The organism is Mesorhizobium sp. M1307, assembly GCF_040318155.1.
Lineage (GTDB): Bacteria > Pseudomonadota > Alphaproteobacteria > Rhizobiales > Rhizobiaceae > Mesorhizobium.
The window spans coordinates 590,980-613,087 of the sequence record NZ_JAMYLR010000001.1 but is presented as its reverse complement, the minus strand read 5'-3'; the positions used below and the strand labels follow the sequence as shown (position 1 = coordinate 613,087).

The following is a 22,108-nucleotide window of genomic DNA, read 5'->3' as shown; positions in this document are numbered from 1 at the left end:
CGCCGGTTTCAAGCCGGTTCAGGAAAAGCTGTCGTAGCCGGCGCGGCCTTCGTCCAGAAGCCGCCGGATTACCGCGACGCCGTGCGCGATATCGTCCCGCTGTCGCGGCTGCGAGATGCCAAACCGCACGCCGTGAAAGGCCTGTTCGGAACGCCCTGCCTTGAACTCGTCCTCGTCGTCGATGAGCACGCCATGTTCGAGGCAGGCCTGCTTGAAAGTGCCGGAAAGCCATGGGTCCGGCAAAGTGAGCCAGACGAACGGCACATTATCCAGCGTCTTGAACTCGAAGCCGTCGAGTGTCTCGCGCACGATCGCGATGCGTGCACCGATCTCGGCAATGCTGCGTTTGCGCATCTCAGCGGCCTGACCGGACAGCACCAGCCGGCTGCCCACCTCCGCCAGCAGAAAGGGCAGGCCGCCCGTCATCATCTTGTGGGCAACCCGGATGCGGTGACGATAGGCCGGCGGGCAAGCGAGCCAGCCGCCGCGAACACCCGCCGCGACCGATTTCGACAGGCCGCCGGCAACGATGGTCCGTTCGGGAGCATATTCGGCCAATAAAGGCGTTGGGTCGTCGGTCAGTCCGCCATAGAGATCGTCCTCGATCAGGACGACGTTATATTGACGGGCGATACGCGCGATTGCCTCGCGGCGCGCGGCCGACAGCGTTGTCAGCGTCGGGTTTTTGGCCGTCGGCATCAAAAACATCATCTTCGGATGCTTTTGTGCGCAGACGCGCTCGAAATCCTCGGGATCGATGCCCTCGTCATCAGCCGCCACCAGTGCGGTCCGGCGACCGATCAGGCCGGCGCTGCGCGAGATCTGCGAATAGGTGAGGTGTTCGAAAACGACATAGTCGCCGGGGGCGGTGAGCCCCGCAATGGTTGCCATTACCGCCGCGTGGGTGCCGAGCGTGGGGACAATGGCATCTGCGGCCGGGCGAAAGGAATTGCGTGACAGCCAGCGCCTGCCGGCTTCGAACCAGCGGTCCGGGAAATCACGCGTGTAGCTTGAAATCTCATGCGGATGGTCTTGCGCCGTGCGTGTCAACACGTCTGCGACGATGGCACCCTGGCCGACATCCGGTGCGGCCGTGCTATCGAAGCGCAGCTTGTCGCCGGGCGCATCCATATAGCGCGTGCCTTGTTCGACCGGCCCCAGGAAATCCGGCTTTGCGCTCTCCGACTGTTGAGCGATAACATAGGTTCCGCGGCCGACCTCGCCGCTCACCAATCCCCGCTCGCGCAGCAATTGATAGGCCCTGCCGACCGTGCCGACGGTCGTGCCGATGTCGTATGCCAGATCGCGCTGCGGCGGCAGCTTTGCCCCTGCACCGATCAGGCCGCGGTCGATGTCCGTCTCGATGGAATCAGCAAGCCGCTGATAGAGCGGGCCGGTGCGGGCGGTCAGGTCTGGAAGCCAAGTTGTCATGGTGACAATTTTTTACATTGCACCGAAATGAGAGTCAATACATATGGAGCGGGCCGTACGAAAAGGCACAATTGCAATCTTGGCAGAAAGAAAATGGGTACAATAGAGACAATCCGCTACGCGGCAGTTGAATTGACCGGAAGCCGCTCGTCGGGCCGGAGATCCTATGTTCGCGGGCTCGTGCAAGTGGTCACGTCATTCGTCCGATGGATCGACAGCCTGCTGGATCGCCGCCGCAGTCGGCTGGTCCTGCTCGAGATGACCGACGCCCAGCTCAAGGATATCGGCATTTCACGCTGCGATGCCCATCGTGAAGGTCTGAGGCCGTTCTGGGACTGAGGAGTTCGACGGGGCGCTATCGCACTTTAGCGGATGTCCGCCGCCCTGATCCGCGTGACACCATGGTCCACAAGCACCGCCACAATGCACAGCATCAGAAAGAGCCCGGTGATGGCCAGAGCCGAGACGGCGACGCTGGTCGCGCCGTTCTTAGCGAGATCGAGGAACGGGTAGGGCACTTCACCGGCAATCGGCGCCCGCAGCAGCGCGTAGGCCAGATAGGCGATCGGATAGATCATCCACCAGGAGATGTCGCGCCACCGCGTCGAGCCGTCGGCGCCTGCCACAAGCCACCACAGCACGAACAACACCGGCGTCACATAGTGCAGGAGCACATCGCAGAGCAGGAACAGCCCTTGCGGCTGCCAAAGCTGCGCCAGGACCGTTGCATAAACGATGAGGACCAGCGTTATGGCGACGGCTACGCCCGCCCGCATCCGTGGCGCGGCAAAGGCCGGAAACCAGGCATAACCCGTCGACGACAGCAACGAGGCATGGACGAGCACCGCGCCGATGTTGGTCAGGATGGTGAAGAAGCTGAAATAGAAGACCAGCGAGCCGGCAAAGCCGCGGCCGGCTTCCATTGATGCCGGGACGGTGATGCAGAGTTGCAGGACGAGCCCGGCCAGGCCGACGACCAGACCGGTGATCTGCAGCACGCGACCCATTGGGCTAGGCAGCAGCGCCGCAGCCCGGATTGCCCGCCTGCCAGCGGGCAATGTCCGAGCCGATGCGGGCGCCGAGCGGTTCCGCCATCAATGGGCCGAACACGTCGACGCGGCTCGAATTGCCTTGCGCCTGCACGACCAGCAACGGCTTTCCACCATAATGTTTGGCCGGCACCAGCAGGAAGCGCGGCGTGCCGCTGAACGAATTCAGCTCGTTGGCCATCTGGTACGATTTGAAGGCAGGGTCCTTGCTGGCGATCCAGCATTTGTGGGCAGCTATTGCCACCTGCTCCATGGCAAGCAGTGACGCGCTCTTGCCCGCCGGCGCCGGCGCGCTCTTCGGGCCTGACTGGCAGGAGGCGAGTACAAGACCGGCGGAAGCGGCGAGGGCGAGGCGCGTGGTCGTCGGTCTCATGTTCAAGCGGCGCCCATCTCGAGTTCGGACAGAAAGATCTTCAGACCGTCTGTCATCTCACCCCAGACGCGCGACAGCGCCGGATGCTGCAAGGCGATTTGCTCATAGGCATCGAATTTCGGATAGGCGTCAAGCAAATCGGGGCGGCCGATCGTTGTCCTGAAATTGTTGAAGACGAACCGGGTCGGCGTCAACCACGCATCGGCAAAGGAGATGTCGTCGCCGAGCGCGAACGGGCCATGCGCCATGCGGGCCTCGATTGCCGCAAGCCCGTGATGCAATCGGGCGAACTGTGCCTTGATCTCCGCCTCATTGCGCTGCGGCACGAAATAGAGTTCGAACAGCTTCATGGTCGGGGCGAGCACGTCGAGGTCGGTGATGCGGGCGAACATGCGCACCAACGCCCGGTCTTTCGTATCCTTGGGCAGCAGCGCCGGCTCGGTGAAACGCTCCTCCAGATATTCGGCAATGACTACCGATTCGACGATCGTTTCGCCGGAACCGGTGATCAGCACCGGAATCCTGTTGAGCGGCGAGATGGCACGAAATGCCTCGGGGATGGGAAACCCCGGCGGCGGTACAATGAGCTTGAGCGGCACGTTCTTGATGTAGGCCAACGCCCGCACGATCGACGAATAGGGCGACAACGGCCGCGAATAGAGTTTCATGACCGTCGCTCCAGGAGGAAAATTGAAGGCATCAAGCGGCGATGCCCAGCGCGCTTTCGAACAGCGCCCGGCCGTCGCTGCCGCCATGCGCCGCTTCGATCAGGTTCTCGGGATGCGGCATCAGGCCGAGCACATTGCCGCGGCCGTTGACGATGCCGGCAATGTCGTTGATCGAGCCATTGGGATTGGTGCCTTCGGCATAGCGGAATACCACCTGGCCTTCCCCTTCGAGGCGGGCCAGCGTTTCGGCATCGGCAAAATAATTGCCGTCATGGTGCGCCACCGGCGCGCGGATGACCTGGCCCGGCTGATAGCGGCGGGTAAACATCGTGTTGGCATTAGCAATCTGCAGCTTGACTTGCCGGCAGACGAATTTCAGCGAGGTGTTGCGCATCAATGCGCCCGGCAGCAGGCCGGCCTCGACCAGGATCTGGAAACCGTTGCAGACGCCGATGACCATGACGCCCTTGGCCGCCTTTTCGGCGACAGCCCGCATTACCGGCATGCGCGCGGCAATGGCGCCGCAGCGCAGATAATCGCCAAACGAAAAGCCGCCGGGAATGGCGATCAGGTCGACATCGGGAATGTCGGTGTCGGTCTGCCAGACGGTGACCGGCGGCGTGCCGGAAATCTTGGTCAGCGCCGCGATCATGTCGCGGTCGCGATTGAGGCCGGGGAGCAGGACGACGGCTGATTTCACCTCAGGCGATCTCCACCGCGTAATTCTCAATCACCGTATTCGCCAGAAGCTTGTCGCACATGGCTTTCAGATCCGCCTCGGCCTTGGCCTTATCGCCCTCGGCAAGCTCGATATCAAAAACCTTGCCTTGCCGCACCTGGCCGATGCCGCCGAAACCCATTCCGGACAGCGCATGCTCGATTGCCTTGCCTTGTGGGTCGAGCACGCCGTTCTTGAGGGTTACGGTAATGCGGGCCTTGATCACGCTGGACATGCTCCTGTTCACCTGTTGAGCTGGCAAGCCATCAATGTGGCTTGCCTTTGACGCCGTCGGTCGATGCGACGAGCACCGGTCCGGCCGGGCGCGGCGGCTCGTTCTCGTTCATGATGCCGAGGCGGCGGGCAACTTCCTGATAGGCTTCGACCAGCCCACCCATGTCACGGCGGAAACGATCCTTGTCGAGCTTGTCCTGCGTCGCCACGTCCCACAGCCGGCAGGAATCCGGCGAGATCTCATCGGCAACGACGATGCGCATCATATCGCCTTCGAACAGGCGGCCGCATTCAATTTTGAAATCGACCAACTGGATGCCGACGCCCATGAACAGGCCGGAAAGGAAGTCGTTGACGCGAATGGCCAGCGCCATGACATCGTCGATCTCCTGTGGGCTCGCCCAGCCGAAGGCGGTGATGTGCTCTTCCGAGACCATCGGATCGTCGAGCGCATCGGCCTTGTAATAGAATTCGATGATCGAGCGCGGCAGCACGGTGCCTTCCTCGATGCCCAGGCGCTTGGCCAGCGAGCCGGCGGCGACGTTGCGCACCACCACTTCGAGCGGGATGATCTCGACTTCCTTGATCAACTGCTCGCGCATGTTGAGCCGGCGGATGAAGTGGGTCGGAATGCCCATCCGGTTGAGATGATTGAAGATGTGCTCGGAAATGCGGTTGTTGAGCACGCCTTTGCCATCGACGATTTCATGCTTCTTCTTGTTGAAAGCGGTAGCGTCGTCCTTGAAGAACTGGATCAGCGTGCCAGGCTCCGGTCCCTCATAAAGGATCTTGGCCTTGCCTTCATAAATGCGGCGGCGATTTTTCATCTGATTTTTCTCTGGATTTGCGGGCAGGCGGCAAGCGACCAGTTCCTGTCCGTCTGCCTAAAATAAGATGGCGACGGTGGGGTTCAATGCCGGTGTCTATCCCAATCGCACTGTTTGCTCAATCGGCAAATCCTTTCAATCAACCGCTTTCGGGCACCGAAATGCCGCAGCGCAGCAAGCAATGTAGCATATTGACCGGCCGGCGCCCTTTTGGTTTGTGCTCCGGCAACACATATTGGCACAACGAATCGGATTTCACGGAGGGATGCCATGAGCAGCATGAAAGACCGCGAAGAGGGCTTTGAGCGCAAATTCGCATTCGACGAGGAACTTCGGTTCAAGGCTGCGGCACGCCGCAACAGAGCGCTCGGCCTGTGGGCTGCCGAAAAGCTCGGCAAGTCCGGCGCCGATGCCGACGCTTATGCCAGGGAAGTGGTCGTCAGCGACATCGAGGAAGCCGGCGATCACGACGTTTTCCGCAAGATACGCAAGGATTTCGATGCGGCCGGCATCGACCAGTCGGACCATCAGATCCGCCGCACCATGGATGAATTGATGGCGCAGGCGATCGAGCAGATCAAGAACACCTGATCCCCATCGATACTCTTCGAATGCTGGACCAATCGACCGCCCGGCCTCACCGGGCGGTTTTTCTTTGCCTTTGCGGTCATTTCCGGCTGAATTGCTGCAAGCAAAGAGGAAATCGCCAATGTCCCTGAAGTCACGCCTTGCGGCCGACGAGACGCTGTTCACCGCATGGTCCGGCGTGCCGGATGCCTTGACGGTCGAGATACTGGCCAGGCAAGGATTCGACGCGGTTACGCTCGACATGCAGCATGGGGGCCATCACGAGGACAGCGTGCTGCGCGGGCTTGTGCCGGTGCTGGCCGCCAACAAGCCGGCTTTGGTGCGCATCCCGGTCGGCCGCTTCGACATGGCCAGCCGCGCGCTCGACTTCGGCGCCGAGGCTGTGATTGCGCCGATGGTGAATTCAGTGGCGGACGCAAAGCTGTTTGCCGCCGCCATGAAATACCCGCCGCTCGGCGAGCGCTCCTGGGGTCCGACCTATGCTTTTCCGCGCCATGGCAAGGGCGATTATGCCGACTGGCTGCGCGACAGCAACCAGCGCACCATGGCGTTCGCCATGGTCGAAACGCGGGCCGCGCTTGATGCACTCGACGGCATTCTCGACACGCCGGGTATCGACGGGATCTTCCTCGGCCCGTCGGATTTCTCGATCGCCTGGTCGAAGGGGACCACCGTCAGTTCGACGCTGGAGAGCATGATGGAGACCGTCGCCTCGATCGCCGAGCGCACCCGCAAGGCCGGCAAGCATGCGGCGATCTATGTGATGGAACCGGCCGTTGCCGGTCGCGTGGTGTCGATGGGCTACCGGCTGCTGGCGATGGGTTCCGAGCATTCGCTGATTTCGCTTGGGGCAAAGACCCTGCTGAACAGCGTCAGGGATTCGATCGCTTCCTAGAGATCCGTGAGGAATTTCGCGAACGTAATCGAGCCTTCAGGCCAGGGGCCGAAGCCGGAATCCGTGTTGAGATGACCGGCATCCCCGGCGTCGATGAACAGCGAGCCCCACGCCGCGGCAATGTCCTCGGCGACGCCGAAGGCGCAGAACGGGTCGTTGCGGCTGGCGATCACCACCGACGGAAACGGCAGCGGGTCGCGCGGATAGGGGCCGAAGGTCATCAGGTGCCTCGGCTTTATCTCTGGATTGGCGACATCGGGCGGCGCCACGAAGAAAGCGCCGGCGACCGGCCTCTCGAACCGAGGCAATGCTTGAATGACCGCCGCGACGCCAAGCGAATGGGCGACGATGACGACCGGCCGCTCGGCCTCGTTAACCGCCTTGGCGACACCGGCCGTCCAATCCTCGCGCACCGGCTTCGACCATTCCGCCTGTTCGACGCGGCGCGCTGTCGATAGTTTCGACTGCCAGCGGCTCTGCCAATGATCAGGGCCGGAATTGGTGTAGCCCGGCACGATGAGAATATCTGCTTCCCTGACTTTCATGGCGCGCATGTAGCGAGAGGCGCTGTCGGGTGCAACCGGGTATGAACTAAACAGCGACACGCAAACGGCCGCTCATGAGCCCGGTTCTGCTCGCTATTGTGAACACCCTGTTCGCTTCTTGCGCTCTTGTGTGAACGATCGCGATCAACGATCTGTCGCCAGGAAAGAAGAATGGCTGTTCCGAGATTTTGGCACGGACATGGCGTAGAATGATTGATGGCGCCGGATTGCTGTGTTGGAAGCTTGTCGAGCGCCGCCTGAACGGAGCACTTTGATGAGCGAACTGCCTTTTGCCGCGACGACCCCGGTCAGCGTTGCCCGCGTCGGCTTGCGGGCGCGCGATGCAGACAATCTCGCTGCCTACTATCGCAAAGTCGTCGGTTTGCAGGAACTGAGCCGCGCCGGCGGCACGATTACGCTCGGCGCAGTCCATCGCCCTTTGCTCGACATCGAAGCGGATCCGGCCGCGAAACCCGATGACCCGCGCAGCGCCGGTCTTTTCCACACCGCCTTCCTGCTACCCAGACGGGCCGATCTCGGCCGCTGGATCAATCACGCCATCGCCGGCAAGATCGGCATCGAGGGCGCATCCGATCATCTGGTCAGCGAGGCTCTTTACCTAACCGATCCGGAAGGCAACGGCATCGAGATCTATGCCGACCGCCGTCCGCAGGACTGGAAATGGAACGGTGACAAGATAGCGATGGCGACGGAGCGGCTGAACATTCCGTCGGTTGTTGCCGAGGTGCCGGCCGGCGACACCGGCTGGCAGGGCGCGCCGGAAAACAGCATTATCGGCCACGTCCATTTGCGGGTCGGCAGGCCGGAAGAAGCCGAAGCATGGTGGCATCAGGAGTTCGGTTTCGACACAGTGGCAAAGTACGGTGGCGCGGCGGTGTTCCTGTCGTCCGGCGGCTATCATCACCACATTGGCGCAAATGCGTGGCAGAGCGCGGGCGCCGGTCGCCGCGATCCCGCCCGCTCCGGCTTGGCCTGGGTCGAGATGCGCTCGGACAATGCCGCAAGCGAGACCACCCGCGAGGATCCGTGGGGCACGGTGATAAGGACGGTTCCCGGTAAGGCGTAGGTTAGAGGTTCGCTTTTTCGAGCAAGCGGCCAAGCATGAGCAGGCCCGCCGGCCACAGGCCGAGGCGGGCCTCGTTTCCCATATGGCCGAGATCGCCCGCATCGGCGAGTTCGGCACCCCAGGCTGCGGCGAAGGCGGTCGCCTTGTCGAAGGTGACGCGTGGGTCGCTGCGGCTCGCCACCACCAATGTCGGGAAGGGCAGGCGCTTCAGCGGCATCGGCGCGAACGGGCGCACCGCGTCGAATGAGGGATCGGCATCCTCGACATTGGTCGCGGCAACCAGGAATGCCGCCGCGACCTTGTCGAGTTGGCTTTGACTGGCGCCGGCAGCCCACTTCACCGCCGTCGCCACCGCCAGCGAATGCGCAAGCAGCACGACGCGGCGCGGTGCGGCGGCCACCGCGGCATCCACCTGGCCGATCCAGTCTTCAGGCTTTGGCCGGTCCCACTCGGCCTGCAGCACGCGGCTCGAATTGGGGAACACCCGGCACCAATGCGACATCCAATGATCCGGCCCGGAATTGCCGCGCCCGGGCAGGGCAAGGAAATCGAAATCTCCGGCCGACGAAATCATCAGGCTTCTCCAAACACTCGGCTAAAGATCGTATCGACGTGCTTGGTATGATAGCCCAAGTCGAATTTCTCGCGGATCTCGGCCTCGGGCAAGGCTGCGACAACGTCCTTGTCGGCCAGAAGTTCCTCAAGAAAATCAGCGCCTTGCTCCCACACCTTCATGGCGTTGCGCTGCACCAGCCGGTAGGCGTCCTCGCGCGAAACGCCGGCTTGCGTCAGCGCCAGCAGCACGCGCTGCGAATGCACGAGGCCGCGGAATTTGTTCATGTTCTTCAGCATGTTGTCGGGGTAGACTAGCAGTTTGTCGACGACGCTGGTCAGGCGTGAGAGCGCGAAATCGAGCGTCACCGTCGCGTCGGGCCCGATCATGCGCTCGACCGAGGAATGCGAGATGTCGCGCTCGTGCCAGAGCGCCACATTCTCCATTGCCGGCAATGCGAAGGAGCGCACCATGCGGGCAAGGCCGGTCAGGTTCTCGGTCAGCACCGGGTTGCGCTTGTGCGGCATCGCCGACGAGCCCTTCTGTCCGGGTGAAAAGTACTCTTCTGCTTCAAGTACCTCGGTGCGCTGCAGATGGCGCACCTCGATCGCCAGCCGCTCGATCGACGAGGCGATCACGCCGAGCGTGGCGAAGAACATCGCGTGGCGGTCGCGCGGGATCACCTGCGTCGACACCGGCTCCGGCTTCAGTCCGAGTTTCTTGGCCACGTATTCTTCGACATAAGGGTCGATATTGGCGAAGGTGCCGACCGCACCAGAGATGGCGCACGTGGCGATGTCCTCGCGTGCATGCACCAGCCTCTCGCGGCAACGCGAGAATTCGGCATAGGCCTGCGCCAGCTTGACGCCGAAGGTGGTCGGCTCGGCATGGATGCCGTGGCTGCGGCCGATGGTGATGGTGTCCTTGTGCTCGAAGGCGCGGCGCTTGAGCGCCGCAAGCAGCCCGTCAATGTCGGCCAGCAGGATGTCGCTGGCGCGGGTGAGCTGCACGGCAAAACAGGTGTCGAGGACGTCGGAGGATGTCATGCCCTGGTGGATGAAGCGGGCGTCCGGCCCGACGAATTCGGCAAGATGGGTGAGAAAGGCGATGACGTCATGCTTGGTGACGCGCTCGATCTCGTCGATGGCTTCGACGTCGAACTTCGCCGCCCCGCCTTTCTCCCAGATGGTCTTGGCGGCCTCCTTCGGGATGACGCCGATCTCGGCCAATGCGTCGCAGGCGTAGGCCTCGATCTCGAACCAGATGCGGAACCGGGTTTCGGGCGACCAGATGGCCACCATTTCCGGCCGGGAGTAGCGAGGGATCATCAGTCGGTCCTGACTTGCGAGAGCATTTGCCCGCGTCCTAACAGAGGCAGGCAAAATGCTCAACGTTGCTGGCGCGCAAACCAGACGCTGGCGACAGCTAGCGCAATGAAACCGAGCGGAAAATACAGCCGGATGCCGAGGACGACGAACTGGTAGAGCGCCGTCAACATCGTGAACACGAACTGGAAAACCCAGGTGATGGTGAGCGCGGGTGCATGCCATTGGACATAGTAGGAGCGGTATTGCAGCCCAAAGAGGCCGCCGGTGAAGGTAATTGTCGCGGCGAGAAGGCAGACGAAGGCGGCGGCGAGGGCGATTTCCCAGTGGCGTCCGAGCGAGACGAGCCGCGCCAGAAACAGCCCAACCGGGAAGGCCAGCGCGCCGCCGGCAGCATAAAGCAGCGAGACGAAGCGGACCTTCGCCGGGGTCTCCCAATCGTACAACAGCAGATTGAGCAGCGCGCTGGCGCCCATCGCCATGGCCCACAACAAGGCACCGGCAAATGCGGTGCGCAGCGGCGGCAAGGAGCGGCGGAGACGGCCCAGAGCGCGATAGCGCATGGCGGGGAACTTCACAGGCGACCGGTTACCGCGATCCAGCGATAGTCCGGCCCTTCGAAGCCGTATTGGCGCACCGCGATCAGCACGGCATAGGCGCTGAGGCTATCCAGCGAAAATGTCTGAACCGCGCCGATCTGGTAGCCATTCGGACAGCCTCTGCTTTGCGGGATCGATTTGTCCTCGTGAATGATCCTCGTCTGGCCGCCATCCTTCGCCTCGATGCGCAGCAGGCGAAAGCCATTGATCTCGCCCTGGCTCTGGCAGCGTTCGGTGTCGTTCATGCCGATCTGGTCGAGCCGGAACTCGAGCGGATCGTCGACCGGCGAGAAGATCGGGCGCGGATTGACCACCATGCGGAAGGGATCGGCAGAAAGCTCGGTCACCGGGTTGAAGCCGGCGGTGATGCCGCGATTTGCCGTGAGTTCCGCCTGACTGACGATCGCTTCGCCCCTTTGCCGGGCCTGCAGCCGCGCTGCGGCCACCGTGGCATTCTCGTCGTCGAGCCGGACACGTATCGGCGAGCCCTTGAGGAAACTGTCGTCGGCCGTGTCGATATAATAGCGGATCGCATAGGGAAATCCGGATCCGTCCTGGACGCTGTATTCCTCGAAGGCAAAGACCCCCCGCCATCACGGCTGAAGCCGAGGATCTCAAGCTCGGCGACATCGCCTGCGTGGGCGGCGGCCAAAGTTGCGAGCGGGGCAAGCAGGCAGACGGCAAACAGGGCAAGATTTCGCATGGGACTTTCCATTCCGGCGGTCGACGCCGTTAAATTCCTATCACGATGCCGTCAAAAGATCGTGCTGACTGAAACACAAAGTCGATGCATCCAATCCGGCCGTCGTTTGTTATTGTCGGCAGCTTCACCGCATCGTGCCTTCCGAAAATCAGGATCGATTTTCGGAAGCCACGATGCATTGATTCAAAATGTTTAGAGTGTCCTTTGCGCGTTCAAAAGGACGCGCGGCGCTCTAAGGGAGACCCCCATGACAGATGCAGCCAAGATTCGCGAACGTATGGAAGTGATCGGCGCCGACGGCGTCCATGTCGGTACCGTCGACAAGGTTGACGGAGATCGCATAAAGCTGACCAAGCGCGACAGCGGCGAGGGCGCTCACAGGGGCCATCACCACTTCATTCCTCTCAGCCTTGTCGCCGAGGTCGAGGGCCAGAAGGTGCGGCTGTCGGCAAACTCGGATGTTGCGGTCACCTTCGAGGAAGAAAAATCCGAACCCACCTGATCATAATCCAGTCTGATTACGGCTCACCCGAATGAGCGTTGCGCGTTCAGCGCGACGACCAGACCGGGAACAGATCGCCCTCGGCCGGCGTCGCGGCAAAGACGCCGCGGCTGATGGCGCGTGCCATCGTGGCGCCGGCCGCGGCGTAGAGATCGACGGCATCGTTGGGTGCGAGCTCGATGCCGCTCTTGCCCGTTGCCAGCGCGAAGACCAGATCGCCGTCTGCGGGCGTGTGTGTCGGCCAAATGGCACGGACAAAGCCGTCATGCGCCGATATCGCCAGACGTTTGGCGGCGGCCTTCGTGAGTACCGCATCGGTGGCGATCACGGCGATGGTCGTGTTGGCGCCGGTTTCCGCCTGTTCTGTCGCATGCTTGTCACGGAACTTCAGCAGGACCATTCTGGCATCGTCAGGCATCGGGTGGGGATAGCCTAACCCGCCGAACTCGTCGCCGATCTCGAACGGCGCCGCCCAGAAATGGCGGGTCCCGGCGACCGTCACCGAGCCGGTCGGGTTGACGGCGGCGAGCGCGCCGATGGTGACGCCGCTGTCCAGCACCGTCGAGGCCGAGCCGAGCCCGCCCTTCAGGCCGGAGCTCAGCGCGCCGGCACCGGCGCCGGCGGTGCCGAGCGCAAAGTCGATCGCGGCGGCTTGCGCGGCTTCGTAGCCGAGGTCGCGGTAAGGCGGATACCGGCCCCAATCCTTGTCGCCGCCATTGCGCAGGTCGAACAGGATCGCCGCCGGCACGATCGGCACGCGAAAGCCGCCGACCTCGACGCCGATGCCTCTTTCGCGCAACGCCGCCTGCACCCCCGACGCGGCGTCGAGGCCAAAAGCCGAGCCGCCCGAAAGCACCACGGCATGGATGGCGTGGATCGAATTGTGCGGCTCGAGCAGGTCGGTTTCGCGGGTGCCCGGCGCACCGCCCAGGATCTGCACGCCGGCCACGGCTGGTTCGTCGCAGATGACGGTGGTCACACCGGATTTCAACGTCGCATTCGCTGCACTGCCGACACGCACGCCGGCGACGTCGGTGATGAGATTGCGCGGACCGGTACGGAACATCCCCGTGCTGGACATCATTGGCTCTCCGCCGACAAGAAACGGCCGCCGTCGAAACGGAAGGCGCGATAAGGATTTTGCGTCAGGTCGCCTTTTTCGTCAAAGCGGATCGGTCCGATCGCCGTGGTGAAGTCATGTGCGGTCAGTGCATTGGCCAGCCTCTCGCCGGAGCTTTGCGTCAATGCCGACGCCGCCTTGGCGATCTCGACCGCGGCATAGGCGGGAAGCGTGTAACCTTCCGGCACGATGTTTTGTCCGGCAAAGCTCTGCAGCACCTTGGGGTCGGCGACATCGGCCCATTCGGGCGGCGCGATCATCAGCGTACCGACGGCATAAGGCACGTCGCCGAGCGGCGCGCGCAACGCTTCGCCGCCGGCAAACACCATGCCGGTATTTAGCTGGCCAGCATCCCGGCCCATAACGGCGACATCATCGCCGTCGCCGCCGGCAAAGACATGCGTTGCGCCGGCTTTCTTCAGCCGGCCGATCAGGCCGATCTGGTTGTCGAGCTGCGGCCGGAACGTGTCGACGAACACCGGCTTCAGAGCTGCTTGCTCGGCGGCTGCCCGAAATGTCTCGGCCATTTCGCGGCCATAGATCGTACCGTCGTCGACGATGGCGAACAGCTCGGTCTGCCATAGGTGGGTGAGGATGGCAGCAACGGCATTGCGCTCGTCGTCGCCGCGCGGCCCGAGACGATAGATCGGCCATCCGGTCTTGGCGCGCCGGTCGGTCAGGCTTTCCGTGCGAACGCCGACGGTGATCACCGGTATGCCGGCATCCTTGAGGATCGGCAGAGCCGCCTCGATTGCGTCGGTGCACAAAAACCCGATGACGACGTTGACCTTGGCCGCGGTGAACTCCCGCGCGGCGGCGGCGCCACCGTCGGCCGTGCAGGCGTCATCGATCGTCTTGATTTCGGCATCGTTCGCTTCAGCCGCCATTGTCGCGCCGGCCTCGATCTGTTTGCCGAGGATCGCCGACGGCCCCGACAAAGGTGCCGCGACGCCGACCAGCAGCGTCTCGGCATTTGCACTGCAGGCGACCGAGAGCCAGGCCAGCACCGCTATCGTGGTTGTCCAAGGTCGCATGCGAGCGAAGAATTCCTCCACGCCGGTCGCGTGGTTGCCGGCGCCAATGCCGTCAAGACCTAAAGGCTGGCCAGCTTTGGCGCAACACGCGAATTCGGGATATAGGTCAAGCACTTCGCTTGTGGCCTGCAATATCCCCCCATATATAACGGTTGGTTCTGACTAGTGGAAAATCATCGGTGCTGAAGAAGAATGACATCGGGCCGCAGGCCTACCGCGACGCGATGGCCCATTTTGCTGGCCATGTGCATGTAGTCACCACCGATGGCCCTGCCGGCAGGCGCGGCGCGACGGTGATCGCGGCCTGCTCGGTGTCGGACACGCCGCCAACCATCCTGGTTTGCCTCAATCGTGAAAATCCCAAGAACGAGCCGTTCGTGGAAAACGGCAAATTTGCCCTGAACACGCTGGCTTCGGATCAGGAGCCGCTGTCGATCGGCTTTTCCGGCATTACCGGCCTGCCGGTCGAGGAGCGTTTCGCGTTGGCCGAATGGGATGTGATCTCGACCGGTGCGCCGACGCTGAAGGGCGCGCTCGCCGTCTTCGACTGCGAACTGATCGACTCCAAGGATCTGGCCACCCACCGTGTGCTTTTTGGCCAAGTTACAGGTTTGCGCATCGGCGATAATTTGCGGCCGCTGATCTATCACAACCGCGGCTACCACGCTTTGTAGAGGCTTTCAGATGGCCGCGCCCGCGAAAACAGAATGACCGAGTTGAAAACCGCGTCCGACGCCGCGGACGGTCGACGAGACGCTCGATCTGTTAACCCGTGCGGATTATGTGCGGACCGGTCGCTGGCAACCGTGCTGTTTTTATGCGTTCGGTCGACGCGCGCCCGTGGATCGAGGCTGGCGTGAAGCGCGTCGCATAACCACATGTCTGCCAGGGAGAAAATCATGGAACGCAGTATCTATCTCGATGAGGCCCGCGACCCGCTGATCATCGCGGAGGGCTGGATGAAGGACGGCAAGGATGTCGCCATTGCCACTGTGGTCGAGACCTGGGGCTCGGCGCCGCGCCCGGTCGGCAGCCACCTGGTCATCGATGCGGAAGGCAATTTCCACGGCTCAGTCTCTGGCGGCTGCGTCGAAGGCGCGGTGGTCACCGAGGCGGTCGATGTTATCGATAGCGGCACGGCCAAAATGCTCGAATTCGGCGTCGCAGACGAGACCGCCTGGCAAGTCGGCCTGTCATGCGGCGGCCGCATCAAGGTCTATGTAGAAAGATTGGGTTGATCTCGAATGGATCCCTATGCGCTGAAGACACTCAACGCCGAACGCCGCGCCCGCCGCGCGGCAATCCTGGTCACCGATCTCGACGACGGCCGCGACCGTGTCGTGCGCGAGGGCGACCGGGTAGCCGGCGAACTCGGGGCGGCCATCGCCAAGGCATTTCGCACGGGCAATTCCGGTTCGGTCGAAGCTGAGGGACGGACCTTCTTCCTCAACGCACATCTGCCGCAGCCGCGGCTGGTGGTGATCGGCGCCGTCCACATCAGCCAGGCGCTGGCACCGATGGCCAGGATCGCCGGCTATCCTGTCGAGATCATCGATCCGCGCACGGCCTTTGCCACGCCCGATCGTTTTCCCGATATCGCGCTGCATGCCGAATGGCCAGAGGATGTGCTGACGCGTCAGCCGCTCGATAGCTATACGGCGCTGGCTGCTCTCACCCACGATCCGAAGATCGACGATTCCGCGCTGAAGGCGGCGCTCGACGCCGGCTGCTTTTATGTCGGCGCGCTCGGCAGCCGCAAGACCCACGCCAAACGTGTGGAACGCCTGCTGGCTTCGGGAGCGACAGCCGACCAGATCGCCCGCATTCATGCCCCGATCGGCCTCGACATTGGGGCTGCCAGCCCGGCCGAGATCGCCGTCGCGGTGTTGGCGCAAGCGATCCACGCCTTTCGCTCCCGCGGCCTCGAATCCAAAGGCGCGGTCGCGTGAAATTTGGTCCCGTTGCGATCGATACGGCCGAAGGGGCAGTGCTTGCGCACGCCACCACGGTCGGAGAGCGCCGCTTCCGCAAGGCGCACAGGCTAAGCGCCGGGGATGTGTCCCTGTTGAAGGCCGCTGGCATTTCCGAGGTCGTAGCGGCGGTGTTGGCGCCCGATGATCTCAGCGAGGACGTCGCTGCCGAAAAGATCGCCGCATCCATGATCCATCGCAACATCGAGGCGAAGCCCGCCGCGACAGGTAGGGTCAACCTCCACGCGCAGGCTGCCGGCATGTTCACCGTCGACGCGGCGATGATCAACGCCATCAACGCCGTCGATCCGACGATCACCATCGCCACGCTCGCGCAGCATGCGCCGGTCGAAAAAGGTCAGATGGTAGCAACGGTGAAGATCATTCCGTTTGCGGTCGCCTCCGCTTTGGTCGATGCGGTGGCAAGGATCTGCGCGGGCGGCGAGATCTTTGCGGTCAACGCCTATCAGCCGGTGCGCGTCGGCGTCATCCAGACGGTGCTGCCCGGCATCAAACCCAGCGTGCTCGACAAGACGCTGCGCGTCACCGAAGCGCGCCTGGCGCGTTCGGGCGGCAGGCTGACGGCGGAGCGTCGAACCCCGCATGAAATTATCCCCGTCGCCGAGGCTGCGGCCTCGCTGATCCGCGACAACGATATGGTGGTGATCTTCGGCGCTTCGGCGATGGCCGATTTCGGCGACGTCGTTCCTGCTGCGATCGAAAGGGCGGGCGGCACTGTCATCCGCGCCGGCATGCCGGTCGATCCCGGCAATCTGCTGGTGCTCGGCACACTCGGCGGCAAGCGCATCATCGGTGCGCCGGGCTGCGCCCGCAGTCCCAAGGAGAACGGCTTCGACTGGGTGCTCGACCGGCTGATCGCCGGTCTCGACGTGACCGCCAGGGATATTGCCGGCATGGGTGTCGGCGGGTTGTTGATGGAAATTCCGACGCGGCCGCAACCGCGCGAGCCATTGCCGGCCAAAGCCGAACCAAAGGTCGAGATCGTGCTTCTGGCCGCCGGCCGCTCCAGCCGCATGGGCGGGCCGAACAAGCTCTTGGCGCTGTTCGACGGCAAGCCGCTGGTCCGTCGCACTGCCGAACGCGCGGTCGGTTCGAAAGCCGCGGCCACCATCGTCGTCACTGGCCACCAGCGCGAGCGCGTGCGAGATGCACTGTCTGGCCTCGATATGACCTTCGCCGACAATCCGGATTTCGGCGAGGGTCTGTCTTCGTCGCTGAAGGCCGGCATCGCCAAGATTTCCGGCGACGCCGCCGGCGCCATGATTGTCCTCGGCGATATGCCCGGCGTCGCCTCGGCCGACCTCGACAGGCTGATCGAGGCGTTCTGCAGGTCCGAAGGCCGATCGGTGGTGCGGGCCTCGCACGATGGGCGGCGCGGCAATCCCGTGCTGCTGCCGCGTTCGCTGTTTGCCGCGATCGCTCACCTCGAAGGCGATACCGGGGCCCGCCATCTGGTCGAGGCCGAAGGGTTCGACGTCATCGACGTCGAGATCGGCGAAGGGGCAGCCGTCGATGTCGACACGCGCGAGGCGCTGGAAAGCGCTGGCGGCGTGCTGCAGGATTGACAAACCGAAGCCGAAAAACGCATGGCTGAGGGATGGCCTTTCGTTCCTGCTTCCGGTTCCGCTTGCCTCCCTCCGGCCTCCCGGCCCTGCTGATGGCGATTCTTTTGTCGCTCTCTCGTGCAGCCTACGCCAACGCTCTCGAACTCAAACCCTTCAAGGACGATCTGTTCGCATATCCGGCCACACTTTCGTCCGAAAGCAACGGCGCCTATACGGTCATCGATTATCGTGAGCTGCGCGATATCAACGCCCGCGACGAAGTGCCTGAGCGCCGGGTGCATGCGCAATACACCGATATCGGTGTGCGCAAGGTGCAGCAGGATTTGTTGCTGAAGACCGATGCCGGCGATGTCCGCCACATCGCGGTCGGCAACGCCGAGGGCGCCAGCATCATCGTGCTCTATCTGCACGGGCAGGGCGGTAGCCGTAAGCAGGGTGCTGACGATTTCACTTTCGGCGGCAATTTCAACCGTATCAAGAACCTGATGGCCGGTAATGGCGGCCTCTATCTGTCGCCGGATTTTTCCGATTTCGGTGACACCGGTGCCGCCCAGATCGCCGCATTGATCGGCCACTATGCCGAACAGTCGCCGCGCGCAAAAATCTTCGTCGCCTGCGGCTCTATGGGCGGCGCGTTGTGCTGGAAGCTGGCAGGGCGCAAGGACTCCGGCGGGCGCATCGACGGGCTGCTGCTGCTCGGCTCGCTGTGGGACGAGAGTTTCTTCTCAAGCTCCGCATTCAAGCGCCGTGTGCCGGTCTTCTTCGGCCAGGGCAGCAAGGACCCGGTGTTTCCAATCGAGAAACAGGAAGCCTTCTTCCGATCGATTCTGGGCAAATCGAAAGCCTACCCGACCCGCTTTGTCCGCTTCGAGACCGGCACACATGGCACGCCGATCCGCATGACCGACTGGCGGGACACACTCAACTGGATGTTATCGAAGGTCCCTTAGGGCGCGGTGTTGTAGTCGAGCACGGTCTGCGGGTTGATCTCGCCGTCATAAGAGGCATCGACCTCATACTGCACCAGCGAGAAATTGCCGTGGCGAAACAGGTAGGTGCCGGCCGACGAGGCGTCGCCGACGCCGCGCCATTTGTTCGAGGATGAAATCGTTTTGGTGGCCTCGTCATATTCGGAGTTGACCAACTGGTCGTCGGTCTGGAAGCCGATGATGTTGATGCCCTCGACCTTGCCTTCGCTATTGTTGTTCTCATAGCGAATATCGAGTTCCGGTGACGCGAATTGCAATTGCCGGACGCCCGATACGTCGTCGTAGATGTAATAGACTGCGCTCTCATTGTAGGCGGCCATCGAGCAGAAAAAGCGAAACAGCCGTGTCTCGCGTTCGGGCTCGTTTTCGGCCGCCCCCGCATCCTTGTAGCGGAGCGAGTAGGCGTCCGGCTCTCCTCGCGGATCGCCGCCGGGCATGTCCTTGTCGCATTGGTCGCCATAGGTCGCTGCGAAGGCCTTCTTGGCCTGCTCAAGCGCTGCGTCCTTCTTCGGCGGCGTCGGTCCTTCGCCGCAGCTTGCCGGCACGGCATCCTCGAAATCGGCCTTTGAGGGTTTCAGCGCACCCTTGTCGATGAAGATCGAGCGAAATGGCGGTTCCTGGATCGAAGCGTTGATCTGGCGCAGCGTGTAGCAACCGGCAAAGACATTCTCGCTGCCGTCGTTGGCCGTCGCCCGGATGGCGACGGGGACGCTGTAATAGATGCTGCCGGCAGCACCGTCTTCGGACACACCACCGATTTTGACTTCGACCGTGTCGGTGCCGTCATAGCCTTTGACGAAAGCATCGAAGTCCTTGGCCGGCTTGGTGTCGCCGAAATAGTCCCAGGCGCGCGCGAATTCGTGCCGGCTGATGGCACTATAAAGCGACCGGATGACCGCTTCGGCATCCGACCTGTCGTCTATGTAAGGCGCGTCGGCGGCGAGCACCGGTTGGCTGGTAGCGGCAAGGGAGAAAAAAGCGGTCGCTGCAAAAAGGGCGCGTCTCATCGGGAACCTCCACTCGATGAAAAATCCTATCATATCGATTGCGGCGGCGTGGTGACGCTTGAACAATCGCCTGCGAAAGCGCTACCTCTCGCCGTGGGCAGTCGGGCCGCGTGGAGATTTCTTGTGACCATATCAATGTATGAAGCATCCGTGCCGGTATTTTCGGCGAGGCTGAAGGCACTAGCCAATGTGCTGAACATTGCCGAGCAAAATGCCGCTGATCGCAAGATCGACCCGCAGGTGTATCTCACGGCGAGGCTGGCGCCGGACATGTTCGCCCTGACCAGGCAGGTACAGATTGCCACCGATCACGCCAAGGGCGCGCCGTCGCGGCTTGCCGGGCGCGAGGTGCCAAAATACGAGGACAATGAGGCGAGCTTCGCTGATCTGCAGGCCCGCCTTGCCAAGACATTGGCTCATCTCGCGACATTTTCGGCGGCCGAATTCGATGGTTCAGATGACAGGATGATCGAACTGCGGCTTGCGGCACGCGAGGTTTCGATGCCGGGAATGCAGTATCTGCTGCATGCCGCCATGCCCAATTTCTACTTCCACCTGACCACCGCCTACGACATCCTGCGCCACAACGGCGTGCCATTGGGCAAGTCGATCTTCCTCGGATTGCGTTGAGATTCGCTCGTGAGATATCCGCTGCGGCGGGATATCTCACGGCGCGCTGTTTAGCGTAGGGACATTTCCCGGGCGATGCGCGGGAAATCGGCCGGCTTGACGCCGATATCGGCGCGATCGGCATTGCTCATCGAATGGAGCAGCGCCAGTGCCGCACGATAACGCAGCTGTTCCCGCGGACGCGGACGGGCGAACATTTCAGTGAAGAACCCCATGATTCAAGCCCCTGTTGATCCTCCACGGTCTCCAATATAGCCGAATCGTGACGATTGTGCAGTGCAGCATTCGCATGGCAGCCATGCTGCCCCGATCTTTTTTGACATAATTCGGCTGTTCCGGCGAAACTTCTGCGGCGCTTCGACCGTAGGAGTCAGTGCCGGCACTTGGCCGGTTTTTGCTCGCCATTCCTGGCGAAATTCCGGACTGCATTCACATGCAGTCCGGCTTTTTATTGGCCGCGGGGATAAACCCCGTTCGTCGGCGTCCTGAGAAAGTCGCCTGGCCTGCCGGCGGCGGGCTTGGAAGCGGCCGGCGCTTTCCTGTATGCTGTTGCTTCCTTCTCGCGCAGCCGCGCAAAATTCCCGCCGGAGAAACTCCATGCACAAACGCCGTCTCGGCCAGACCGATCTTTTCGTGTCGCAGATCTGCCTCGGATCGATGACCTGGGGCCAGCAGAACACCGAGGCGGACGGTCACGCCCAGATGGATCTGGCGTTTGCTCGCGGCGTCAATTTCATCGACACCGCCGAACTCTATCCGATCCCGCCCAAGGCGGAGACACAAGGCCGTACCGAGACAATCATCGGCAATTGGATGAAGGAGAAGCGCAATCGCGGCCAGGTGATCATCGCCTCGAAAGTGGTCGGCCGCACCGCCAATACCTGGTTTCGCGGCGACCGCCCGTCGAAGCTGGTGCGCGCCGACATCTTCGATGCAGTCGAAAAATCGCTGGCCAGGCTCAATACCGATTACATCGATCTCTACCAGATCCACTGGCCGGAACGCGACGTGCCGTGGGGCGCCAATCCGAACCGCATCGGCGCTGTGCCGCGACGCTCCGATGCCGCCGGCGTGCCGGAGGGCGAGACGTCGATCGCCGAGACGCTTGCCGTATTCGATGAACTGGTGAAGGCCGGCAAGATCCGCCATTTCGGCCTGTCGAACGAGAATTCCTGGGGCGTCATGCGTTTCATCGCCGAAGCCGACAAGGGCCTCGGCCCGCGCGTCGCCTCGCTGCAGAACGCCTATAATTTCGTCAATCGCACCTTCGAGGTGAACCTTGCCGAAGTCTGCGAGCGCGAGCAGGTGTCGCTGCTTGCCTATTCGCCGCTGGCGCAAGGCTATTTGACCGGCAAATACGATCATGGCGCGCGGCCGCAGGGCTCGCGCTCGCAGTTGTTCAACCGCGGCCAGCGCTACGAGACTCCGAATGCTGCCGAGGTGCAGCTCGAATACAACCGGTTGGCGCGCACCTTCGGCATGGAGCCGGCGCTGTTTGCCAATGCCTATATCTCGAACCGGCCCTTGGTCACCTCGAACATCATCGGCGCCACCACCATTTCGCAACTCGAAATGGCGCTCTCTTCCGCCGACGTGGTCTGGACCGAGGACATGCAGAAAGCCGTTGATGCGATCCACCAGCGCGTCGGCAATCCGTGCCCTTGATGCGTCGGGA

Annotated in this window: 27 protein-coding genes and 2 pseudogenes; 13 read left to right on the top strand and 16 right to left on the bottom strand. The window is 62.6% G+C overall.

Going from position 1 to position 22,108, the window contains the following annotated elements:
* Window positions 1-18: 18 nt before the first annotated feature.
* On the bottom strand, window positions 19-1,431 hold the full coding sequence (locus NKH16_RS03235; protein ID WP_352745678.1) for an aminotransferase-like domain-containing protein: 1,413 nt from the start codon (window positions 1,429-1,431) through the stop codon (window positions 19-21).
* 93 nt (window positions 1,432-1,524) lie between these two features.
* Between NKH16_RS03235 and NKH16_RS03230 the strand changes: the two genes are divergently transcribed.
* Window positions 1,525-1,770, top strand: a complete 246-nt coding sequence (locus NKH16_RS03230; protein WP_352449398.1) for a DUF1127 domain-containing protein — start codon at window positions 1,525-1,527, stop codon at window positions 1,768-1,770.
* A gap of 26 nt (window positions 1,771-1,796) precedes the next feature.
* Here NKH16_RS03230 and NKH16_RS03225 read toward each other — a convergent pair whose 3' ends face one another.
* Genes NKH16_RS03225 through purC form a run of 6 tightly spaced genes read right to left on the bottom strand, consistent with a single transcriptional unit; the run spans window position 1,797 to window position 5,300 of the window.
* A complete protein-coding gene (locus NKH16_RS03225) occupies window positions 1,797-2,438 on the bottom strand; it encodes a Pr6Pr family membrane protein (protein WP_352745675.1) in 642 nt (213 codons plus the stop codon).
* Window positions 2,439-2,442: 4 nt separating this feature from the next.
* Window positions 2,443-2,853 carry a hypothetical protein gene (locus tag NKH16_RS03220; RefSeq protein ID WP_352745672.1) on the bottom strand — a complete coding sequence of 137 codons (411 nt, stop codon included), beginning with the start codon at window positions 2,851-2,853 and terminating at the stop codon, window positions 2,443-2,445.
* A gap of 2 nt (window positions 2,854-2,855) precedes the next feature.
* Window positions 2,856-3,521: a glutathione S-transferase family protein gene (locus NKH16_RS03215; protein ID WP_352745670.1), complete on the bottom strand. Its 666-nt coding sequence runs from the start codon at window positions 3,519-3,521 to the stop codon at window positions 2,856-2,858.
* A 31-nt stretch (window positions 3,522-3,552) separates the two neighbouring features.
* Window positions 3,553-4,221, bottom strand: coding sequence for a phosphoribosylformylglycinamidine synthase subunit PurQ (purQ, locus tag NKH16_RS03210; protein ID WP_352614096.1), 669 nt, complete (start codon window positions 4,219-4,221; stop codon window positions 3,553-3,555).
* Between the two features lies 1 nt (window position 4,222).
* Window positions 4,223-4,465 (bottom strand): phosphoribosylformylglycinamidine synthase subunit PurS, encoded by a 243-nt coding sequence (gene purS / locus NKH16_RS03205; protein ID WP_352745782.1) that lies wholly within the window; start codon window positions 4,463-4,465, stop codon window positions 4,223-4,225.
* A gap of 40 nt (window positions 4,466-4,505) precedes the next feature.
* Window positions 4,506-5,300, bottom strand: coding sequence for a phosphoribosylaminoimidazolesuccinocarboxamide synthase (gene purC, locus NKH16_RS03200; RefSeq protein WP_023674725.1), 795 nt, complete (start codon window positions 5,298-5,300; stop codon window positions 4,506-4,508).
* A gap of 270 nt (window positions 5,301-5,570) precedes the next feature.
* Between purC and NKH16_RS03195 the strand changes: the two genes are divergently transcribed.
* Together NKH16_RS03195 and NKH16_RS03190 are read left to right on the top strand one after the other, a co-directional pair.
* A complete protein-coding gene (locus NKH16_RS03195) occupies window positions 5,571-5,891 on the top strand; it encodes a DUF1476 domain-containing protein (protein ID WP_023674726.1) in 321 nt (106 codons plus the stop codon).
* Window positions 5,892-6,009: 118 nt separating this feature from the next.
* Complete coding sequence (locus tag NKH16_RS03190; protein WP_352745668.1) at window positions 6,010-6,783, top strand: HpcH/HpaI aldolase family protein; 774 nt, start codon at window positions 6,010-6,012, stop codon at window positions 6,781-6,783.
* Here NKH16_RS03190 and NKH16_RS03185 read toward each other — a convergent pair.
* Window positions 6,780-7,328 (bottom strand): RBBP9/YdeN family alpha/beta hydrolase, encoded by a 549-nt coding sequence (locus NKH16_RS03185; protein ID WP_352745780.1) that lies wholly within the window; start codon window positions 7,326-7,328, stop codon window positions 6,780-6,782. The two genes, NKH16_RS03190 and NKH16_RS03185, sit on opposite strands and share 4 nt — an antisense overlap.
* A gap of 274 nt (window positions 7,329-7,602) precedes the next feature.
* Between NKH16_RS03185 and NKH16_RS03180 the strand changes: the two genes are divergently transcribed.
* Window positions 7,603-8,415, top strand: a complete 813-nt coding sequence (locus NKH16_RS03180) for a VOC family protein (RefSeq protein WP_352745665.1) — start codon at window positions 7,603-7,605, stop codon at window positions 8,413-8,415.
* Window position 8,416: 1 nt separating this feature from the next.
* Here NKH16_RS03180 and NKH16_RS03175 read toward each other — a convergent pair whose 3' ends face one another.
* The 4 genes and pseudogenes from NKH16_RS03175 to NKH16_RS03160 form a co-directional block, all read right to left on the bottom strand.
* Window positions 8,417-8,989 (bottom strand): alpha/beta hydrolase, encoded by a 573-nt coding sequence (locus NKH16_RS03175; protein WP_352474659.1) that lies wholly within the window; start codon window positions 8,987-8,989, stop codon window positions 8,417-8,419.
* Window positions 8,989-10,296 carry an adenylosuccinate lyase gene (purB, locus tag NKH16_RS03170; RefSeq protein WP_352702469.1) on the bottom strand — a complete coding sequence of 436 codons (1,308 nt, stop codon included), beginning with the start codon at window positions 10,294-10,296 and terminating at the stop codon, window positions 8,989-8,991. Before purB ends, NKH16_RS03175 begins: the two co-directional genes overlap by 1 nt.
* Window positions 10,297-10,355: 59 nt before the next feature.
* A complete protein-coding gene (locus tag NKH16_RS03165) occupies window positions 10,356-10,856 on the bottom strand; it encodes a hypothetical protein (protein WP_352745663.1) in 501 nt (166 codons plus the stop codon).
* An 11-nt stretch (window positions 10,857-10,867) separates the two neighbouring features.
* Window positions 10,868-11,595: pseudogene (locus NKH16_RS03160) on the bottom strand (DUF2259 domain-containing protein).
* A gap of 247 nt (window positions 11,596-11,842) precedes the next feature.
* Between NKH16_RS03160 and NKH16_RS03155 the strand changes: the two are divergent.
* Window positions 11,843-12,097 carry a DUF2171 domain-containing protein gene (locus tag NKH16_RS03155; RefSeq protein WP_023674734.1) on the top strand — a complete coding sequence of 85 codons (255 nt, stop codon included), beginning with the start codon at window positions 11,843-11,845 and terminating at the stop codon, window positions 12,095-12,097.
* Window positions 12,098-12,143: 46 nt separating this feature from the next.
* On the opposite strand, the gene NKH16_RS03150 is transcribed toward NKH16_RS03155, so the two are convergent.
* Together NKH16_RS03150 and NKH16_RS03145 are read right to left on the bottom strand one after the other, a co-directional pair.
* Window positions 12,144-13,163 carry a P1 family peptidase gene (locus NKH16_RS03150; RefSeq protein WP_352745778.1) on the bottom strand — a complete coding sequence of 340 codons (1,020 nt, stop codon included), beginning with the start codon at window positions 13,161-13,163 and terminating at the stop codon, window positions 12,144-12,146.
* A gap of 14 nt (window positions 13,164-13,177) precedes the next feature.
* Window positions 13,178-14,251 (bottom strand): branched-chain amino acid ABC transporter substrate-binding protein, encoded by a 1,074-nt coding sequence (locus NKH16_RS03145; RefSeq protein ID WP_352449410.1) that lies wholly within the window; start codon window positions 14,249-14,251, stop codon window positions 13,178-13,180.
* 179 nt (window positions 14,252-14,430) lie between these two features.
* Here NKH16_RS03145 and NKH16_RS03140 point away from each other — a divergent pair, with 179 nt between their 5' ends.
* The 6 genes and pseudogenes from NKH16_RS03140 (at window position 14,431) to NKH16_RS03120 (ending at window position 18,757) form a co-directional block, all read left to right on the top strand.
* Window positions 14,431-14,925 carry a flavin reductase gene (locus tag NKH16_RS03140; protein ID WP_352449411.1) on the top strand — a complete coding sequence of 165 codons (495 nt, stop codon included), beginning with the start codon at window positions 14,431-14,433 and terminating at the stop codon, window positions 14,923-14,925.
* A gap of 33 nt (window positions 14,926-14,958) precedes the next feature.
* A pseudogene (locus tag NKH16_RS34980) lies at window positions 14,959-15,087 on the top strand (AAA family ATPase); the annotation flags it as partial.
* A 63-nt stretch (window positions 15,088-15,150) separates the two neighbouring features.
* Entirely contained in the window at window positions 15,151-15,489 is a 339-nt protein-coding gene (locus NKH16_RS03135) for an XdhC family protein (RefSeq protein ID WP_023674738.1), read from the top strand.
* Window positions 15,490-15,495: 6 nt separating this feature from the next.
* Window positions 15,496-16,200 carry an XdhC family protein gene (locus NKH16_RS03130; RefSeq protein ID WP_352449412.1) on the top strand — a complete coding sequence of 235 codons (705 nt, stop codon included), beginning with the start codon at window positions 15,496-15,498 and terminating at the stop codon, window positions 16,198-16,200.
* A complete protein-coding gene (locus tag NKH16_RS03125) occupies window positions 16,197-17,807 on the top strand; it encodes an NTP transferase domain-containing protein (RefSeq protein ID WP_352874672.1) in 1,611 nt (536 codons plus the stop codon). Before NKH16_RS03130 ends, NKH16_RS03125 begins: the two co-directional genes overlap by 4 nt.
* A 92-nt stretch (window positions 17,808-17,899) precedes the next feature.
* Complete coding sequence (locus NKH16_RS03120) at window positions 17,900-18,757, top strand: alpha/beta hydrolase (RefSeq protein WP_352684216.1); 858 nt, start codon at window positions 17,900-17,902, stop codon at window positions 18,755-18,757.
* Here the strand turns inward: NKH16_RS03120 and NKH16_RS03115 are convergent.
* Window positions 18,754-19,803, bottom strand: a complete 1,050-nt coding sequence (locus NKH16_RS03115; protein ID WP_352684218.1) for a DUF1176 domain-containing protein — start codon at window positions 19,801-19,803, stop codon at window positions 18,754-18,756. The genes NKH16_RS03120 and NKH16_RS03115 overlap by 4 nt on opposite strands.
* 123 nt (window positions 19,804-19,926) lie before the next feature.
* Here NKH16_RS03115 and NKH16_RS03110 point away from each other — a divergent pair, with 123 nt between their 5' ends.
* Entirely contained in the window at window positions 19,927-20,433 is a 507-nt protein-coding gene (locus tag NKH16_RS03110) for a DUF1993 domain-containing protein (protein WP_352684221.1), read from the top strand.
* 50 nt (window positions 20,434-20,483) lie between these two features.
* Here NKH16_RS03110 and NKH16_RS03105 read toward each other — a convergent pair whose 3' ends face one another.
* The gene (locus NKH16_RS03105) at window positions 20,484-20,648 is read right to left on the bottom strand and encodes a hypothetical protein (protein ID WP_023674744.1); all 165 of its coding nucleotides are present in this window, start codon (window positions 20,646-20,648) and stop codon (window positions 20,484-20,486) included.
* Between the two features lie 382 nt (window positions 20,649-21,030).
* Here NKH16_RS03105 and NKH16_RS03100 point away from each other — a divergent pair, with 382 nt between their 5' ends.
* Window positions 21,031-22,098 (top strand): aldo/keto reductase, encoded by a 1,068-nt coding sequence (locus NKH16_RS03100; protein ID WP_352699971.1) that lies wholly within the window; start codon window positions 21,031-21,033, stop codon window positions 22,096-22,098.
* Window positions 22,099-22,108 lie beyond the last annotated feature (10 nt).